Consider the following 17,830-nt stretch of genomic DNA (forward strand, 5'->3'; position numbering starts at 1 on the left):
TCCGGTTCGAGCCGGAGCCGTAATTGAGTAAACAATACTCAATTGACCAAGATGAAAAGACGCGGGAACTATTTCCCCGCCAAGCGGCGTCTGAGGTCCCGAGCGCATACGGAAGATCCTCGGGTCCAGACGGACGGGACCGATCGGAAAAGCCGATGAAGACGGTCATCGGCCGCGTCCGGTTCGCTTCATTTCCCTTTTCCGGGCCGGGATTTCAGGGGACCTGGCCCTCCAATAACTCACGGGGTGCAGTTGATGAAGGAACATGAACCGATCGCCATCGTCGGTATCGGTTGCCGCTTTCCCGGATCCAGCGGTCCGCGTGAACTGTGGGATCTGCTCACGGCGGGTGCGGATGCGATCTCCGAAGTTCCCGGCGACCGATTCGACATAGAGGAGTTCTACGACCCCCGGCCGGCCACGCCGGGAAAGACCACGACCCGGTGGGGCGGCTTCGTCGACGGCGTCGACGAGTTCGACGCGGGATTCTTCGGGATAGCGCCGCGGGAGGCCGGGAAGATCGATCCGCAGCACCGCCTTCTGCTGGAGGTCGCCTGGGAGGCCGTGGAGGACGCCGGTCTCACTCTCGAGTCGCTCAGCGGGAGCAGCGCCGGTGTCTTCATGGGGGTCGTGAACAACGACTTCGGGGACCGGCAGTTCGGCGGTGACACCGCCGAACTGGACGTCTACAGCGCCGCCGGGAGCGCCCGCAGCGGCGCCGCGGGCCGCATCTCCTACGCGCTGAACCTCAAGGGCGTGAGCGTCGCTCTGGACGCCGCCTGCTCCTCCGGCCTGGTCGCCGTGCACATGGGCTGCCAGTCCATCCGCACCGGATCGTGCGACGTCGCGCTGGCCGGCGGTGTCAATGTGATCCTGAACCCCGATCACAGCGTCAGTTTCTCGCAGGGCGGCATGATGGCTCCCGACGGGCGGTGCAAGGCGTTCGACGCCCGTGCCGACGGATATGTGCGAAGCGAGGGAGCCGGTGTAGTCGTCCTCAAACGGCTCACGGCCGCGCTCATGGACGGGGATCCCGTCTACGCGGTGATCCGGGGCGGCGCCTCCAACAACGACGGAGGCAGTGACCTGTTCATGAAGCCGAGCGTCGCGGGCCAGAGCGACGTACTGCGCCTGGCCTACCAGGACGCGGGAGTCTCCCCCGGCGCCGTCGACTACGTGGAGGCGCACGGTACCGGCACGTCGGTGGGTGATCCGGTGGAGCTGGAAGCCCTGGGCACGGTGCTGGGGGAGGGACGTCCGCAGGACCGGCCCCTGCTCGTCGGGTCGGTGAAGACCAACATCGGGCACCTCGAGGCGGCGGCCGGTCTCGCCGGCATCATCAAGGTGGCTCTGGCACTCAAGCACGGCAGGATCCCCGGCAACCTCCACTTCGAGACCCCGAACCCCGACATCCCGTGGGACCGGCTGCCCGTTCGCATCCCCACCGAGCTCCAGCCCTGGCCTTCGGATCCCGCCTCCCGGTTCGCCGGCGTCAGCAGTTTCGGCATCGCCGGCACGAATTCCCATCTCGTGCTGCAAGGACCTCCGGCGATGGAGTCGGCCGAGCCGGAAACGAATGAGGCGGACGAGGCGGACGAGGCGGACGAGGAGACGGGCCTCCCCCGCGATCTCATCGTCACCGTGTCGGCGCGGAGCCGCAGTGCTCTGCGCGCCACCGCCGGGCGGTACGCGCAGGCCCTCGTCGACAGCGACCTGACCCTGGTCGACGTGTGCCACACCCTGGCCAGGCGACGTACCCACCACGACTACCGGCTGGCGGTGCCCTGCGACAGCCTGGATCAGGCGCACGCCGTGCTGAGCGCGTTCAGCGAGGGACAGGTCACCGACGGCGCCGTCACCGGCACGGTGACGGAGACCGTCAACCGCGCGGTGTGGATATTCCCCGGTCAGGGGGCGCAGTGGCCCGGGATGGGAACGGACCTGCTCGGCGAACCCGCCTTCCGCGAGTCGATGCTGGCCTGCGCGGACGCGATGCTTCCCCACCTTGGCTGGTCGGTGGTCGACCGCCTCACCAGCGGCGAAGCGCTCGTCGACGTGGACGTCGTACAGCCGGTCTCCTTCGCTCTCCAGGTCTCGCTCGCCGCCCTGTGGCGTTCCTGGGGTGTCACTCCGGACGCGGTCATCGGGCACTCCCAGGGCGAGATCGCCGCGGCCCATGTGGCGGGCGCGCTGACGCTGGAGGACGCCGCTCTCCTCGTGTGCGGCCGCAGCCGCCTGCTGAAGTCGGTGACCGGGCACGGCACCATGGCCGCGGCGGCGATGTCCCTTCAGGACGCCGAGAAGGCACTGCTTCCCTACGACGGCCGGGTGGTCGTCGCTGCCGAGAACGGCCCCGAGTCGGTCGTCCTCGCCGGCGACACCGCCGCCGTGGACGAACTGGTCTCCGCGCTTCAGGCGCAGGACGTGTTCGCCCAGAAGGTGCGGGTCGACTACGCGTCCCACAGCTCCCACATGGACGTCCTCCGGGCAGAACTCGGTGACGTGCTCTCCCCCGTCGCGCCGAGGCCGGCGGCCGTCGCGATGTACTCCACCGTCACCGGAACGCTGCTGTCCGGTGAGGAGCTGACCTGCGACTACTGGATCAGAAACCTTCGGCAGCCGGTGCTGTTCCGTCAGGCGGTGGAGCGCGCGGCCGAGGACGGGCACACCGGCTTCCTGGAGATCAGCGCCCATCCTCTTCTCGTGCAGGCCACGCAGAAGACCGCCGAGTCACTGGGGCATTCGCCGCTGGTCGTCGGCTCGCTCCGGCGTGACGAGCCGGGCCGGCCCACCCTGTCCCGCACGCTGGCGGCCTGGCACACGGCAGGCCAGAGGGTCGACTGGTCGGCTCAGTACCTCCCGCGAGGCGAGCACGTCGCGCTGCCCGGCTACCCGTGGGAGCACGAACGGCACTGGAACCCCGCGGCCGAACGGTCCGTCCCGGCGGCACAGCCCTCGGGCGGAAGCCCTCTGACGGAGGGCACACCTCACCCGATCATGGGGCGTCCCACGCCGCTGGCGGTCGAGCCGGGGACGCTGGCCTGGACGTTCCGCCTCGGCCTGGCCACACTTCCCTACATGGCCGAGCACCGCGTGCACGGCACCACGGTGTTTCCGGCCACCGGATACGTCGAACTCTTCCTGGCCGCCGCCGACGAGGCCACCGGTGCCACGCGGAACGGGTATCCCGTCGAGATCCGGGACATCCGGTTCCTGGACACCTTCTTCTTCGACGAGGACAACTCCGCCCTCGTGCAGGTGCTCGCACGCCGACGCGACGACGACCTGGAACTCACATGCCACGTGGCCACGGAAGAGGGTACGGCCGTAAGCAAGTGGGTGTGTCTGGCGACCGCGCGGACACCCGCTGCCGCTGGTCCGCTTCCGTCGCCGGCGCCCTGTCCGAAGGTGCCCGAGGACGCCGTTCCGCTGCCGGTCGACGAGCACTACGGGGCGATGCGCCGGCGGGGTGTCGAGCATGACGGGCCGTTCAGGGCGATCAGCTCCGTGCGGCAGGCCCCGTCGCACGTCGCGACGCAACTGGACACCACTGTGTCCGGCGAATACCGCACCCCCCACTACCGGGTGCATCCCGCTCTCGCGGACAGCTTCTTCCAGACGATGATGCCGATGCTGCCGTCCCGGACGGGTGATGACAGCTACCTGCCGACATCCATCGACCGTGTCGTTCACCGCACCCCGGTCCCGCTCGGCGGCACTCTGCGGGCTCATGCCGAGCGCCGCTCCGCCGACGACGACGTGGACTTCCTCGTCGCCGACCTGACGCTCGCCGGTGAAGAGGAAGTCACCCTGCTGGAGGTCGAGGGGCTGCGCGTGCAGCGCCTGGAACGCGAGCTTCCCGAGGTGGCCGAGCGTCGCGCGAGCGACCTCGCCCACGTCTCCCGATGGGAGCGCCTGGCCCCGCTGCCCAAGCCCCGTGGTGCGAAGGCACAGCGCTGGATCGTCATCGGTGACGGGACGCCGGAGGCCGCCGGTCTGTGCCGGCTCATGCGCGAACGCAGCGGCGGATGCGAACTTCTCGCGGCAGACGGGCAGTCCCTGCGCGAGCAGTTGCTCATCGCCCTGAAGGAGGGGTCCTGGGCCGGTGTCGTGCATCTGGCTGCGCCGGCGACGGATGCCCAGGGCGACCTCGACCAGACCGCTACGGCGCTGACCGTCCTCCAGGCGGTGACGGAAGCCCAGCTGACCACCTCTCCGAGGGTCTGGCTCGTCACCCGCGGGGCTCATGCGGTCGTTCCGGGTGACCGATGGACGTCTCCCCAGCAGGCCGCCGTCTGGGGGCTCGGGCGAACGGCCATGTACGAACTCCCGGACCTCAGGTGTTCCCTCGTCGATCTCCCGGCCGATCCGGGCGGCGCCGACCTGCGGGGCCTGTGGAACGAGATCAGCGCGGACGTCGAGGAGGACGAAGTCGTCCTGCGCGGCACCTCCCGGTTCGCACACCGGGTTGTGGCGCACCCGCTCACGCCGTCCGAGCCCGGCCCCCTCTTCCGCGACGACTCGACGTATCTCGTCGCCGGGGGCCTGGGCGGAGTGGGTCTGCGAGCCGCGCGGTGGATGGCCGAGCAGGGGGCACGGCACCTCGTGCTCCTCGGGCGCCACGGCGCGGACGACGCCGTGCTGCCGGAGCTGGAGGCGCTGCGCGCGAAGGGAGCAGGCGTTCACGCCCTGCGGGCCGACATCTCCGACCGCGCGAGGCTGAGCGAGGTACTCGACTGGGTGCGCCAGAACCTGCCGCCGCTTGCCGGCGTCATCAACTCGGCCGTGGTGCTCGATGACCGCACCATCACCCAGCTCGACGGCGAGAGCCTGACCGCCACCTCGGCGCCGAGGATCGACGGCACCCGCAACCTCGACGAACTCACCGCCGACGACCCGATCGACTTCTTCGTCCTCTTCTCGTCCGCGGCCTCGCTCATGGGGTCCCCCGGGCAGGCCAACTACTCCGCGGCGAGCGCCTTCATGGACGCGATCGCCTGGAACCGGCGTCTGCGCGGCCGGCCGGCGCTGACCGTCAACTGGGGCCGCTGGGACCAGATCGGAATCGCGGCGCGGGACACCGCTTCGAGCGAGCGCTTCGCGTCCCGGGGCCTCGCGGCCATGAGCCCGGACGTGGCGCTCAACGCGCTAGGCAGGCTCATCGGGGAGTGGACCCCTCAGGCGGCGGTGATGTCCCTGGACCTCGAACAGTGGACCAAGTTCTTCCCGTCCCGCGCCAAGTCTTCCGCGTTCCGTCAGTTCGGAGGAGCGGGCAGCTCACCCGCGGAGGCACAGGACGCGGCCGAGCAGAACGCGGAGTCGGGGCGGCTGGACCGGGAGGCGGTCCTCCAGGCGGACTCCGGTGTCCGGGAGAAGCTCCTCACCGCCTACTGCCAGGAACAGCTCGCTTCCGTCCTCGGGCTCACCATGGACAGGGTGGACGATGCCGTCTCGATCAAGCGTCTGGGGGTGGACTCGCTGATGTCGGTGGAACTGCGGGCGCGTATCGCCGCGGATCTGGCTGTCAGCGTCCCCGTGGCCAAGATCCTGCAGGGACCGTCTCCCCGGAAGCTCGCTCAGCACATCGCGGGCGCGTTGGGCGACAGCCCGTCGCGTTGACCGGCCGGTGCGGTTCCGGCGCCTGGTCCTCGACGGGCCAGGCGCCGGAGCCACGGATAGGCTCCGGGCCTGCCGGTGATCCCACCGCGCCGCCCGCGACACGGCGAAGGCCGCGGGGGCGGCGATGGTGTCTTCGGGACCAACGCCAGGGCCGCCGCCAAGAAATTCCAGACCCTGATGAACAACGCGTTCGGCTACGCCATCGCCATCGACGGCATCGTCGGCAGCGAGACCTGGCCCGCGCTGCGGTGGTACGCCGAGTACAACGCCTGAGCGGCCGTCATTCGGCCGGTCGGGGACGTGGCGCAGACTGATCCCATGAACCACGCCCAGCTCACCGCCCTCGGTCGCGCGCTCCGTCTGCTCGGGGAGCACGGCGAAGCGCTCGGGGCCGACACCCCCGACGCCAAGCTGCACGAGGTCAAGGCCGATCTGCGCCGGGCCCTCGACCTGCTGGAGGACAGTGTCAGCGGCGCCGCGCCCAGCACCCGCTGCCCCGAGCACCCCACCGGTCCGGTCGACGAGAGCGCCCCCGACCTGTGCCTGCTGTGCGAGACCCGGCGCCGGGCCGCTCGCCGTGCCGAGTACAACGGCGGGCCGGTGCCGCAGGCCCCCGCCGAGCCCGTCCCGTCCCGCTACGGCGTGCGCGCCGACCGCCCGCAGCCCCAGCAGCGGTGGCTGCCGGAGCTGTGGAACGGGCAGGAGTGGCAGTTGTGCGGGACGCCCCGGCGGGACCGGCGCGAGGCCGAGCTGTACCTCGCCGCCCAGCGGCGCGGCCCCCGCCCCGCCATGGCGTACCGGCTCGTGCACGAGTTCACCGACTACGAGGTGCTCCGCGTGTGGGGCACGCCGGTCAGGGTCGACATCGAGCCGATGGGCAATCCGTAGCCGCCGTCCGCCCGGCCGTTACCGGGCCCACGGGCCCGCGGGCCCGCGGTCCCGCCTCGGCGCGTATCCGCTTGTGGCGCACACCGAGGGGCGGCACCCCCTGTGCCCCGGCAGCAGGGGATGCCGCCCGCCGCCGGGCCGCGCTACTTTCGCCGGCGGGGCGTAGGAGTCGTCGTGGGCAGTGCCGTCTGCGGCGTCCACCACGCCTGCTCGCTGCTGGAGAGCGGCATCCTGCGGGCCGAGCGGACCGGCGACTGGGCGGGTGCGATCGAGGCCTTCTCCCGGGCCTGGGAGGTCCGGCCGCAGCGCCTGTAGGCCTGCTACGAACTCGCCTCCCGGCTGCGCCGGAAGGGCCGTCACCGCACCGCCCACGCGGTCCTCGCCGCGGTCGTCGGCCGGCCGGAGCCGGAGGACCTGCCCTTCGTCAAGCCCTGGGTCTACCGTTGGGGACTGCTGTTCGAGTACTCGATCGCCGCGTACTGGGTGGGTGACCACGCCCAGGCGTTGCGGGCGTGCGACATGCTCCTGGCGATGCCCGACCTGCCCGCCGCCGTCCGCCGCCAGGCCGAGATCAACCGCGAGTTCTCGGTCCGCCATGCCGTGGCCGTCCCTCAGCCGGCCGCCGCCGCCCGGCGGCCGGAGGCCGCGTCCGCGGCCCGGTCGGGCAGGGGCGCGAGGAACCGCCGGGGCGGCAAGAGCCGCAAGAAGTAGGCGGGCGGCACGGCCCGGACACGACAGCCCGGACAACGCCCGAGGGCGGCACCCCCTGCGAGCGCAGGGGGTGCCGCCCTCGGAAAGGACAGCTCGATCCGTGAGGCGGATCAGAAGTCCATGTCACCGCCCGGCATGCCGCCGCCGGCGGGCGCGGCGGCCTTCTCCGGCTTGTCGGCGATGACGGCCTCGGTGGTGAGGAACAGCGCGGCGATGGAGGCGGCGTTCTGCAGGGCGGAGCGGGTCACCTTCGCCGGGTCGATGATGCCCTCGGCGATCATGTCGACGTACTCGCCCGTGGCGGCGTTCAGACCGTGGCCGACGGCCAGGTTGCGCACCTTCTCCACGACGACGCCGCCCTCGAGACCACCGTTGACGGCGATCTGCTTCAGCGGGGCCTCCAGGGCCAGCTTCACGGCGTTGGCGCCGGTCGCCTCGTCACCCTCGAGCTCCAGCTTCTCGAAGACCTGGGAGGCCTGCAGCAGGGCCACGCCACCACCGGCGACGATGCCCTCCTCGACGGCCGCCTTGGCGTTGCGGACGGCGTCCTCGATGCGGTGCTTGCGCTCCTTGAGCTCCACCTCGGTGGCGGCACCGGCCTTGATGACCGCGACACCGCCGGCCAGCTTGGCCAGGCGCTCCTGCAGCTTCTCGCGGTCGTAGTCGGAGTCGCTGTTCTCGATCTCGGCGCGGATCTGGTTCACGCGGCCCGCGACCTGGTCGGCGGAGCCGGCGCCGTCGACGATGGTGGTCTCGTCCTTGGTGATGACGACCTTGCGGGCGCGGCCCAGGAGGTCCAGGGTCGCGTTCTCCAGCTTGAGGCCGACCTCCTCGGAGATGACCTCGCCGCCCGTGAGGATGGCGATGTCGCCGAGCATGGCCTTGCGGCGGTCGCCGAAGCCCGGGGCCTTGACGGCGACGGACTTGAAGGTGCCGCGGATCTTGTTGACGACCAGGGTCGACAGGGCCTCGCCCTCGACGTCCTCGGCGATGATCAGCAGCGGCTTGCCCGACTGCATGACCTTCTCCAGCAGCGGGAGCAGGTCCTTGACCGAGGAGATCTTGGAGTTGGCGATCAGGATGTACGGGTCGTCGAGGACGGCCTCCATACGCTCCATGTCGGTGGCGAAGTACGCCGAGATGTAGCCCTTGTCGAAGCGCATGCCCTCGGTGAGCTCGAGCTCCAGACCGAAGGTCTGCGACTCCTCGACGGTGATGACGCCTTCCTTGCCGACCTTGTCCATCGCCTCGGCGATGAGCTCGCCGATCTGCGTGTCGGCGGCGGAGATGGAGGCCGTGGAGGCGATCTGCTCCTTGGTCTCCACGTCCTTGGCCTGCTCCAGCAGGGCGGCGGAGACGGCCTCGACGGCCTTCTCGATACCGCGCTTGAGTGCCATCGGGTTGGCGCCGGCGGCTACGTTGCGCAGACCCTCGCGCACGAGCGCCTGGGCGAGCACGGTCGCCGTGGTCGTACCGTCACCGGCGACGTCGTCCGTCTTCTTGGCGACTTCCTTGACCAGCTCGGCGCCGATCTTCTCGTACGGGTCCTCGAGTTCGATCTCCTTGGCGATGGAGACACCATCGTTGGTGATCGTGGGGGCGCCCCACTTCTTCTCGAGGACGACGTTGCGACCCTTGGGGCCGAGCGTCACCTTCACGGCGTCCGCGAGCTGGTTCATGCCGCGCTCGAGGCCGCGCCGCGCCTCCTCGTCGAACGCGATGATCTTGGCCATGTGAAGTGGTCCCTCCAGGACTGGGGGTGATTCCTTCGGACCGCGCCCGCGCCCGCGACGGACGGCTCGCCTGCCTCGTGGTTCCTTGCCCCACCCGGCCTGCGGGCCTCACCGACCCGGTCCTTCGTTGTCACTCTCACCTTCAGAGTGCTAACGCCAATGATTAGCACTCGACCCCTCCGAGTGCAAGACGCGCCCGCGGAGCGGGCTCGTTGGGGGGTGGCGGTCGGGTGACGGGCGGGAGCAAGACGCGCCCGCGTTGCGGGCGGGGGCTTCCTCGCCCGCGAACGTGCGTGCGGGCAGGACGAAGGGCCCGTACCCCGGGAGGTACGGGCCCTTCGACGGAAGACGTCGCTGCGGTTCGGTCGGTCGCGCGTATCAGGCGGTGACGCGCACCATGTCGGCCTGCGGGCCCTTCTGGCCCTGCGAGATCTCGAACTCCACCCGCTGGCCCTCTTCCAGGGTGCGGTACCCGTCCATCTGGATGGCGCTGTAGTGGACGAAAACATCCGCACCACCGTCGACCGCGATGAAGCCGTACCCCTTCTCCGCGTTGAACCACTTGACGGTGCCCTGAGCCATGCCTAACTCCCCTATTACTGGCCCTTGCACGGACCCGCACTTCGCGGATCCGGGTCAGACCTCACCCCCCACGGATTGGGGGCGTGCGCCGGAACGCGTCGACCGCGGCCGAATGTATCTGCCCAACTGCCGTCTGCAACAGGTCAGTCGGACGAGAATTCCGGACGGAAGGGGTCCGGAATGTAGTAAGAATTCCCCCGAATTCAGGGCAAGTCGGGCCGCACATAAAGAGCGAATGGCGCAAAAGACTCGCACACTTTGGCTATTTCTCGACGCATCGGAGCGGGCACTGATCGCGTCCGGCGCGCGGAGCCGGGGGTGGGTTCCCCAACTGTACCGCGCTCAACCATACAGAATTGCCCCCTCCGCTTCTCTCACGGAGGGGGCAATCGGTCAGAACTCTGCGTCACCGTCGTTACCGGCGGTAAACGAACGGCCAGGTCAGCCGCCCGCGACGGCCGGGATGATGGAGACGCCGGCCCCGTCGGGGGTGACGGTCTCCAGGCCCTGCTCGAAGCGGACGTCGTCGTCGTTGACGTAGACGTTGACGAAGCGGCGCAGCTTGCCCTGGTCGTCCAGGACGCGGGCGGCGATGCCCGTGTGGTTCTTCTCCAGATCCGCGATGACCTCGGCGAGGGTCGCGCCCTCGGCGGGGACCTCGGCCTGACCGCCGGTGTAGGTGCGCAGGATGGTGGGGATGCGAACGGTCACGCTCATGCGGTTTGACCTCCAGTGACTACAAGACTACTTTGCGTTTCGGCCGCCGGGCCGGCGGTTTCGGCCTGTGGAGCCGGCGTAAGACCTCGGCTTGGGTCCGGCCCGGGGGCGGTCGGCCGGGAAGCAGGAAGCCCAGCGGGTGACCACTGGACTCCCCGGGACACCGAGGAGGAGGTCAAGCGAGGCCGGCCTCTCGGAACGACTCAAGGTTGGGGCGGATGGTCGCGGTGAGGCCGGTGCCGGCCACCGCGTCCAGCGTCTTCAGGCCGTCGCCGGTGTTGAGGACGACGGTGGTCTTCGTGGGGTCGAGGACGCCGTTGTCGATCAGCTTCTTCGTCACGCCGACCGTCACGCCGCCCGCCGTCTCGGCGAAGATGCCCTCGGTCCGGGCGAGCAGCTTGATCGCGTCGACGACCTGCTCGTCGGTGACGTCCTCCACGGCGCCGCCGGTGCGGCGGGCGATGTCGAGGACGTAGGGGCCGTCGGCCGGGTTGCCGATGGCGAGGGACTTGGCGATGGTGTCCGGCTTCTGCGGGCGGACCACGTCGTGGCCGGCCTTGAAGGCGGTGGACACCGGCGAGCAGCCCAGCGCCTGCGCGCCGAAGATCTTGTACGGCTTGTCCTCGACGAGCCCGAGCTTGATCAGCTCCTGGAGGCCCTTGTCGACCTTGGTGAGCTGCGAGCCGGAGGCGATGGGGATGACGATCTGGTCCGGCAGCCGCCAGCCGAGCTGCTCGCACACCTCGTACGCCAGGGTCTTGGACCCTTCCGCGTAGTACGGCCGCAGGTTGACGTTGACGAAGCCCCAGCCCTCGCCGGCCGGGTCGCCGATGAGCTCGGAGCAGAAGCGGTTGACGTCGTCGTAGTTGCCCTCGATGCCGACGAGGTCGCCGCCGTAGATGGCGGCCATGACGACCTTGCCCTGCTCCAGGTCGTGCGGGATGAACACGCAGGAACGGAGGCCGGCGCGGGCGGCCGCGGCGCCGACGGCGCCGGCCAGGTTGCCGGTGGAGGAGCAGGAGAGGGTGGTGAAGCCGAAGGCGCGGGCGGCCTCCAGGGCCTGGGCGACCACACGGTCCTTGAAGGAGTGCGTCGGGTTGCCGGAGTCGTCCTTCACATACAGCCCGCCGGTCACGCCGAGCTCGCGGGCGAGGTTGTCGGCCTTGACGAGCTTGGTCCAGCCCGGGTTCAGGTTGGGCTTGTCGGCCACGTCCGCGGGGACGGGCAGCAGCGGCGCGTAACGCCAGATGTTCGCGGGTCCCGCCTCGATGCGCCTGCGGAGCTCCTCGGTGTCGTAGGCCGAGAAGTCGTACGCGATCTCCAGCGGGCCGAAACACTCCTCGCAGGCGAAGACCGGTCCGAGGGGGACGCGGTGGCCGCATTCGCGACAGGACAGAGCCGCGGCGGGGCCGAGGTCTACGGTGGAGTCCGTGGTGCTTGCAACAGTCTGCACAGCCATGTGAGGCGAGGCCCTTTCTCCTCATCTTCCTCACGACGCATCTCGCCGTGAGACGGATTTGGCACCTTCCCTAGCCGGGAGCCTCGCGCGGCGATCAACGGTGATCGGTACGAGAACCGGCTGGAGGGTTGCCGGGGCTTCATCGGGCCGTGTCCCTCTGCCCCTCTGGATGAGCGGTATTCGGTTGTGAGCGCGTGGCGACCCCCGACATGCGATGGTCATCAGCGTTGTTCAAGACTGTAACCGAAGGCCAGGACAGTTGAGATAGCCGTCCGAACCGCGAGATGGATCACAGGGTCCGCTCGCCGAGAGAACGCAGAGGAGCCGCGCACTGTGCTGAACGAAGTCGAGCGCTGGCTGGAAACCCGCTCCTGGTCCGTGACCGACCGGCCGCTGCACATGGTCCTGGCTGCCAAGCAGCGCACGGGCCAGTCGGTCAGTGTCGTGCTGCCCGCGCTCAACGAGGAGGGGACGGTCGGCGACATCGTCGCGGTCATCCGTCACGACCTCATGCAGCAGGTCCCGCTCGTCGACGAGATCGTCGTCGTCGACTCCGGGTCCACCGACCGCACGTCCCAGGTCGCCGCGGCGGCGGGCGCGCGGGTGGTCCACCGCGACGACATCCTGCCGCGCATACCCGCCGTCCCCGGCAAGGGGGAGGTGCTGTGGCGCTCCCTGCTCGTCACGAGCGGGGACATCGTCTGCTTCATCGACGCCGACCTGAAGGAGTTCTCCTCCGACTTCGTCTCCGGGATCGTGGGCCCGCTGCTCACCGACCCCGGGGTCGATCTGGTCAAGGCGATGTACGACCGTCCGCTCGGCGGCGCGGCGGGCCAGGGCGGCCGGGTCACCGAGCTGATGGCGCGCCCGCTGCTGAACATGCACTGGCCGCAGCTGGCCGGGTTCGTGCAGCCGCTCGGCGGCGAGTACGCCGCCCGCCGCAGCCTGCTGGAGCAGTTGCCCTTCCCGGTCGGCTACGGGGTGGAGCTGGGCATGCTGGTCGACGCCCTGCACCTGGTGGGCCTGGACGCCCTCGCCCAGGTCGACGTGGGCGTGCGCAAGCACCGGCACCAGGACGGGCAGGCGCTCGGCCGGATGGCCGCCGCGATCTACCGCACCGCCCAGCTCCGTCTGGCCCGCGGCCACCTCATCCGGCCCGCGCTCACCCAGTTCGAACGCGGCGAGGACGGTTTCGAGCCGCGCACCTACTCCGTGGACACGGAGGAACGGCCGCCGATGGCGGAACTGGCGGAGTACCAGACCCGCAAGGTGGCGTGAGCGCTCCGCTGGTGGTGCGGCGGCATGCCGTGCCGTGCCGCGGCATGCCGGCGGGCGTCTGCCGCGCCGTCGTGGCCGGTCGCGCAGTTCCCCGCGCCCCTACGGAGCGCTGCCAGGCCGCCACGAAGGTGCCACCGACCCTGCCGCGCCGCGCCGTCAGTCGTCTGCCGCACCGTCGTGGCCGGTCGCGCAGTTCCCCGCGCCCCTACGGGCGCTGCCAGGCCGCCGCGAAGGTGCCACCGACCCTGCCGCGCCGTCAGTCGTCTGCGGCACCGTCGTGGCCGGTCGCGCAGTTCCCCGCGCCCCTACGGGCGCTGCCAGGCCGCCGCGAAGGTGCCACCGACCCTGCCGCGCCGCGCCGTCAGTCATCTGCGGCACCGTCGTGGCCGGTCGCGCAGTTCCCCGCGCCCCTTCGGGCGCTGCCGGGGCGCCGTGGGCTTGCGGGTGGCGGCGTCCGTCGGCCGGATCTGGCGTCTCGCGACACTCGTGCGGGCGGGGAAACCGGACGCACGTTTGAGCAATCCGCGGCCGGGCTAGTTTGGGCTTATGGCTTCCTCGGCTTCCCCTTCCCCTTCTGCTTCTCCCTCCCCTGCCGCTTCCCCGTCCCCTTCCGCCTCCTCGTCCGCTGGTTCCGCGCGCGGTGCCGCTCATCAGGTGCTGGTCGCGTCCAACCGCGGGCCCGTTTCGTACCAGGTGCGGGAGGACGGCTCGCTGTTCGCCAAGCGGGGCGGGGGCGGACTGGTCTCCGGTCTGTCGGCCATCGGGCCGGAGGCGGGCGCCCTGTGGGTGTGCTCCGCGCTGGGTGACGGGGACAGAGAGGCGGTGCGCCGCGGGGTCGGCGAGGACGGCGTGCGGATGCTGGACGTCCCGGCCGACGTGCACGCCGACGCCTACAACGGCATCGCCAACTCGGTGCTGTGGTTCGTGCACCACATGCTGTACCAGACGCCGTTGGAGCCCGTCTTCGACGCGGAGTTCCGGCGCCAGTGGGCGGCCTACGAGACCTACAACCGGGCCTTCGCCGAGGCGCTGGCCGAGGAGGCGGCCGAGGGCGCCGCGGTGCTGGTGCAGGACTACCACCTGTGCCTGGTGCCGGGGATGCTGCGGGAGCTGCGGCCGGACCTGCGCATCGGGCACTTCTCGCACACGCCGTGGGCGCCCGACGCGTACTTCCGGATGCTGCCGGACGACATCCGGGTCCAGTTGCTCCGCGGCATGCTCGGCGCCGACCGGCTCGGCTTCCTCACCCGCCGTTGGGCGGACGCGTTCACCGCGTGCTGCGCGGACCTCCCCGGCGGTCTCGGCGACACGCGGATCGGCGTGCACGGCCTCGGCGCGGACGCGGACTTCCTGCGCGCCCGCTCACGCGAGACGGACGTCGAGGAGCGGATGACGGCCCTGCGCGAGGAGATCGGCGCGGGACGCCGGACGATCGTCCGGGTCGACCGGACCGAGCTGTCGAAGAACATCGTGCGCGGGCTGCTGGCCTACCGGCAGCTCCTCGACGACCGCCCCGAGTGGCGGGAGCGGGTCGTGCACGTCGCGTTCGCCTACCCGTCGCGGCAGGACCTCGCCGTGTACCGGGACTACACCGCCGAGGTGCAGCGGCTGTCGCGGGAGATCAACGAGCGGTACGGCACGCCGGGCTGGACGCCGGTCCTGCTGCACGTCGAGGACGACTTCGCCCGCTCGCTGGCCGCGTACCGGCTGGCCGACGTGGCGCTGGTCAACCCGATCCGCGACGGCATGAACCTGGTCGCCAAGGAGGTGCCGGTCGTCTCCGACGCCGGGTGCGCGCTGGTGCTGTCGCGGGAGGCGGGGGCCTTCGCGGAGCTGGGCGTGGACGCGATCACGGTCAATCCGTACGACGTGGTCGAGACGGCGCGGGCGCTGCACGAGGCGCTGACGATGCCGGCGGAGGAGCGGGCCGCACGCTCGAAGCGGCTGGCCGAGGCGGCGACCGCGCTCCCCCCTGCCCAGTGGTTCCTGGACCAGCTGAACGCGCTGCGCGAACCGGGTGGGCCGGGCAGCGGTCAGCCGAGCTGATCCGCGAGCGCGCTGAGCAGCCGTACGACGCCTGCCGGGCCGTCCACCACGACGTCGGCGCGCTCCCGCAGCTCGGTCACCTCGTCGCTGCCGCTGCACACCAGCAGCCCGGGGACGCCGTCGGAGCGGAGCTTGTCGACGGCGGCGAAGGCGGGCAGGTCGCCGAGGTCGTCGCCGGCGTAGAGGACGGCGCCGGCGGAGACGTCGCGCACGTATTCGAGCAGGGCGACGCCCTTGTCGATGCCGGGCGGGCGCAGTTCGAGGACCAGGCGGCCGGGTTCCACGACCAGGCCGTGGCGGGCGGCGAGGCCGGCCAGCGGTTCGCGCAGCGCCTCGAAGGCGGCCTGCGGGTCGCCGGCGCGGCGGGTGTGCACGGCGACCGCCCGGCCCTTCTCCTCGATCCAGGTGCCCTGCCAGGCGCCGATCCGGTCGAGGAACCCGGGCAGCTCGGCCCGGACGGCGGCGACGCCGGGGTCCGGGGCCGGGGCGCTGACCCGGCCGCTGGCCGCGTCCCAGCGTTCGGCGCCGTAGTGGCCGAGGACGACGAGGTGCTCCAGGCCGGGGACGCCGGCGAAGCCGCCGTAGCGGACGGCGACACCGGCCGGGCGGCCGGTGACGACCGCGACGGCGGCGACCTTCGGGGCGAGGGCGGCGAGCGTGGGGACCGCGTCCGGGTGAGCGCGGGCCTGCTCGGGGTCGGCGACGATCGGGGCGAGGGTGCCGTCGAAGTCGAGGGCGATCACCGACTTCTCGGGATGCGCGAGAACGGCGGCGAGTCCGTCGCGGCCGGCAGCCGTGACGGGCGTCGGCAGAGGGTCCTGGGGGTGCGTCGAGTCCGTGTCCGTATGGATGCCCATACGGTGACCCTAACCGCGCGACCCACCCCGCACGCCTGCCCGACGACACGTCACAGCCGCCCCACCGCGAACGCCCTCGCGAACCCCAGCGCCTCCAGCACGGGCGCCTGCCGGCACGCGGGCGCTGACGGCGGGAGTGCCTGACGGCGCGCGGGCAGGGGGCTCGGGCGCCGGGGCACACGCACGCGCCGGGCCGCACGCCCCAGGTGCAGTGACGGGCGCTGGGGCGCCGCGCCGACACCCGGGGGCAGAACAGCCCATTCCCCTGGCCCCGGCTGCCCGAGGCGGCTCGACGGCCCCGGCTCGCGGGTACTCGGCGGCGGGCTCGGTGCCGTCGGTGGGCGGGCCCGGGGAGCACCTGGTGGGCGGCTGTGCGGCCGCGTGGGGGGTTCAGCGTTCTGTTCTGCGGTGGGCGCGTACTCGTCTGAGCCGGTTGACCGTGACCGGGTCGTGGGCGAGGGCGCGTTCGTCGTCCAGGAGGGCGTTGAGGAGCTGGTAGTAGCGGACGGGGGCCAGGCCCAGTTCCTCGCGGATCGCGCGCTCCTTCGCGCCGGGGCCCGGGAAGCCGCGGCGTTCCAGGGCGAGGATCGCCTGCTCGCGTTCGCCCAGCTGGTCGTGGTCCATGTCCGGCACGGTAGCTCCCGCCGCCGACAGCGCCTACCGGGCGCGCTGCGCCGCGGACGCCGTCGCCTGGAGCCGGCCGAGGACCGCCGCCGGGCTGCCGCCGGGGGCGACGGCCTGGCCTATGCGTCTCTTGACCGCCGCGGCGACCTGGGCCCAGGAGGTCTCGCCGACCGGGTAGAGCTTGGAGAGCGGGAGTTCGGTGAGGAACGGCTTGAGGGCCGCGTCCTGGCCGGCGGCGCTCATCGCCTCGGACGCGGAGGTGGTGACGGGCAGCAGGTCGTACTCGCGGGAGAAGGCGAGGACGTTCTTCTCGCTGTAGACGAAGTCGAGGAAGTCGCCGATCTGCTCGGCGTGGCCGTTCTTCTTGAAGGCCATCATCCAGTCGGCCACGCCCAGGGCGGCCCTGCTCCCGCCGTTCGCTCCGGGCATCGGCACCATGCCGAACTTCACGCCCTTCTTCCCGGCCGTCTGCATCAGCGAGGGGTGCCCGTTGAGCATGCCGACGTCGCCGTCGGCGAAGGCGGCGAAGGCGTCGGCGCGGTTGAGGCTGCCGGGTGCGACCGGGCCGGTCAGGCCCTTGCCGACCAGTTCGTCCTTGAGCCAGGTGAAGGTGCGGACGTTCTGCGGGGAGTCGAGGGAGTAGGTGCCGAAGCTGTCCGTGTAGTCGCCGCCGCCGCTCAGCAGCCACTGCAGCGTCTCCGCCTGCGCCTCCTCCGGCCCCAGCGGCAGCGCGTACGGGTACTTCACGCCCCGGTCCTTCAGCGCCCGGGCGTCGGCGGCGAGCTGGTCCCAGGTCGTCGGCGGGGTGAGCCCGGCCTGCTGGAAGAGGGTCTTGTTGTAGAACAGCAGGCGCGTGGACGCGGCGAACGGCATGCCGTACTGGACGTCCTTGACCTGCCCGGCGGTGACGAACTGGTTGGCGAAGTCGGCCTGGGTGTTGATGGAGAGCAGGTCGTCGGCCGGGTAGAGCAGGCCCCGGTCGGCGTAGTCGGCGTACGCGCCGATCTGCGCCATGTCGGGGGCCCGGCCGGCGGCGACGAGCTGCTCGACCTTGCGGTCGACGTCGTTCCAGGAGTAGACGCTGACCTTCACCTTGACGCCGTCGTGCGCGCTCTCGTACTCCTCGGCCAGGCGGTCCCAGTACTTCCGGGAGCTGTTGGCGGCGGAGTCGCCGTAGTCGGCGGCGACCAGGGTCAGCGTGACGTCGTCCGCCGGGCCTCCGGAGAGGCCGCAGCCGCCGAGGACCACCGCCATGCCCAGCGCGGACGCCACCGCGATCGTTCCTGTCCCGCGCCGCTGCACCGCTCGTGACCTCA

Annotated in this window: 13 protein-coding genes and 1 riboswitch; of the genes, 6 read left to right on the top strand and 7 right to left on the bottom strand. The window is 71.2% G+C overall.

Going from position 1 to position 17,830, the window contains the following annotated elements; genetic code table 11:
* The first annotated feature begins 255 nt into the window (after positions 1-255).
* The 4 genes from AB0G63_RS04855 to AB0G63_RS04870 all read left to right on the top strand — a co-directional run bounded on the left by AB0G63_RS04855 (position 256) and on the right by AB0G63_RS04870 (position 7,218).
* The gene (locus AB0G63_RS04855; protein WP_360744299.1) at positions 256-5,619 is read left to right on the top strand and encodes a type I polyketide synthase; all 5,364 of its coding nucleotides are present in this window, start codon (positions 256-258) and stop codon (positions 5,617-5,619) included.
* Positions 5,620-5,937: 318 nt separating this feature from the next.
* Positions 5,938-6,507, top strand: coding sequence for a hypothetical protein (locus AB0G63_RS04860; protein WP_360744302.1), 570 nt, complete (start codon positions 5,938-5,940; stop codon positions 6,505-6,507).
* A gap of 174 nt (positions 6,508-6,681) precedes the next feature.
* The gene (locus AB0G63_RS04865; RefSeq protein WP_360744305.1) at positions 6,682-6,822 is read left to right on the top strand and encodes a hypothetical protein; all 141 of its coding nucleotides are present in this window, start codon (positions 6,682-6,684) and stop codon (positions 6,820-6,822) included.
* Between the two features lie 216 nt (positions 6,823-7,038).
* Positions 7,039-7,218: a hypothetical protein gene (locus AB0G63_RS04870; RefSeq protein ID WP_360744308.1), complete on the top strand. Its 180-nt coding sequence runs from the start codon at positions 7,039-7,041 to the stop codon at positions 7,216-7,218.
* A gap of 110 nt (positions 7,219-7,328) precedes the next feature.
* Here the strand turns inward: AB0G63_RS04870 and groL are convergent, their stop codons facing one another.
* The 4 genes from groL to thrC all read right to left on the bottom strand — a co-directional run bounded on the left by groL (position 7,329) and on the right by thrC (position 11,709).
* Positions 7,329-8,951: a chaperonin GroEL gene (gene groL / locus AB0G63_RS04875; protein WP_324783477.1), complete on the bottom strand. Its 1,623-nt coding sequence runs from the start codon at positions 8,949-8,951 to the stop codon at positions 7,329-7,331.
* A 378-nt stretch (positions 8,952-9,329) separates the two neighbouring features.
* Positions 9,330-9,533, bottom strand: coding sequence for a cold-shock protein (locus tag AB0G63_RS04880; RefSeq protein WP_004986573.1), 204 nt, complete (start codon positions 9,531-9,533; stop codon positions 9,330-9,332).
* 441 nt (positions 9,534-9,974) lie between these two features.
* Positions 9,975-10,250 carry a MoaD/ThiS family protein gene (locus AB0G63_RS04885; RefSeq protein WP_264928251.1) on the bottom strand — a complete coding sequence of 92 codons (276 nt, stop codon included), beginning with the start codon at positions 10,248-10,250 and terminating at the stop codon, positions 9,975-9,977.
* A gap of 175 nt (positions 10,251-10,425) precedes the next feature.
* Entirely contained in the window at positions 10,426-11,709 is a 1,284-nt protein-coding gene (gene thrC / locus AB0G63_RS04890; protein WP_360744312.1) for a threonine synthase, read from the bottom strand.
* Between the two features lie 18 nt (positions 11,710-11,727).
* Positions 11,728-11,885: riboswitch (SAM riboswitch) on the bottom strand.
* 157 nt (positions 11,886-12,042) lie between these two features.
* Here thrC and AB0G63_RS04895 point away from each other — a divergent pair.
* Both AB0G63_RS04895 and AB0G63_RS04900 read left to right on the top strand, forming a co-directional pair.
* Positions 12,043-12,987, top strand: coding sequence for a glucosyl-3-phosphoglycerate synthase (locus AB0G63_RS04895; protein ID WP_360744315.1), 945 nt, complete (start codon positions 12,043-12,045; stop codon positions 12,985-12,987).
* A 654-nt stretch (positions 12,988-13,641) separates the two neighbouring features.
* On the top strand, positions 13,642-15,033 hold the full coding sequence (locus tag AB0G63_RS04900; protein WP_360744318.1) for a trehalose-6-phosphate synthase: 1,392 nt from the start codon (positions 13,642-13,644) through the stop codon (positions 15,031-15,033).
* Here AB0G63_RS04900 and otsB read toward each other — a convergent pair.
* The 3 genes from otsB to AB0G63_RS04915 all read right to left on the bottom strand — a co-directional run bounded on the left by otsB (position 15,021) and on the right by AB0G63_RS04915 (position 17,816).
* Positions 15,021-15,890: a trehalose-phosphatase gene (gene otsB, locus AB0G63_RS04905; protein ID WP_360744321.1), complete on the bottom strand. Its 870-nt coding sequence runs from the start codon at positions 15,888-15,890 to the stop codon at positions 15,021-15,023. The two genes, AB0G63_RS04900 and otsB, sit on opposite strands and share 13 nt — an antisense overlap.
* Before the next feature lie 390 nt (positions 15,891-16,280).
* On the bottom strand, positions 16,281-16,514 hold the full coding sequence (locus AB0G63_RS04910; protein WP_324783482.1) for a DUF3263 domain-containing protein: 234 nt from the start codon (positions 16,512-16,514) through the stop codon (positions 16,281-16,283).
* A 33-nt stretch (positions 16,515-16,547) separates the two neighbouring features.
* Positions 16,548-17,816 carry an extracellular solute-binding protein gene (locus AB0G63_RS04915; RefSeq protein WP_360744503.1) on the bottom strand — a complete coding sequence of 423 codons (1,269 nt, stop codon included), beginning with the start codon at positions 17,814-17,816 and terminating at the stop codon, positions 16,548-16,550.
* Positions 17,817-17,830 lie beyond the last annotated feature (14 nt).

Origin of the sequence: Streptomyces sp. NPDC020996 (assembly GCF_040641355.1) — a bacterium.
GTDB lineage: Bacteria > Actinomycetota > Actinomycetes > Streptomycetales > Streptomycetaceae > Streptomyces.

Excerpts from the sequence above, each read along its gene's own strand:
- AB0G63_RS04870 (WP_360744308.1), top strand. The coding sequence starts at position 7,039 with ATGCCCGACCTGCCCGCCGCCGTCCGCCGCCAGGCCGAGATCAACCGC.
- AB0G63_RS04910 (WP_324783482.1), bottom strand. The coding sequence starts at position 16,514 with ATGGACCACGACCAGCTGGGCGAACGCGAGCAGGCGATCCTCGCCCTG.
- AB0G63_RS04855 (WP_360744299.1), top strand. The coding sequence starts at position 256 with ATGAAGGAACATGAACCGATCGCCATCGTCGGTATCGGTTGCCGCTTT.
- AB0G63_RS04880 (WP_004986573.1), bottom strand. The coding sequence starts at position 9,533 with ATGGCTCAGGGCACCGTCAAGTGGTTCAACGCGGAGAAGGGGTACGGC.
- groL (WP_324783477.1), bottom strand. The coding sequence starts at position 8,951 with ATGGCCAAGATCATCGCGTTCGACGAGGAGGCGCGGCGCGGCCTCGAG.
- otsB (WP_360744321.1), bottom strand. The coding sequence starts at position 15,890 with ATGGGCATCCATACGGACACGGACTCGACGCACCCCCAGGACCCTCTG.
- AB0G63_RS04860 (WP_360744302.1), top strand. The coding sequence starts at position 5,938 with ATGAACCACGCCCAGCTCACCGCCCTCGGTCGCGCGCTCCGTCTGCTC.
- thrC (WP_360744312.1), bottom strand. The coding sequence starts at position 11,709 with ATGGCTGTGCAGACTGTTGCAAGCACCACGGACTCCACCGTAGACCTC.
- AB0G63_RS04885 (WP_264928251.1), bottom strand. The coding sequence starts at position 10,250 with ATGAGCGTGACCGTTCGCATCCCCACCATCCTGCGCACCTACACCGGC.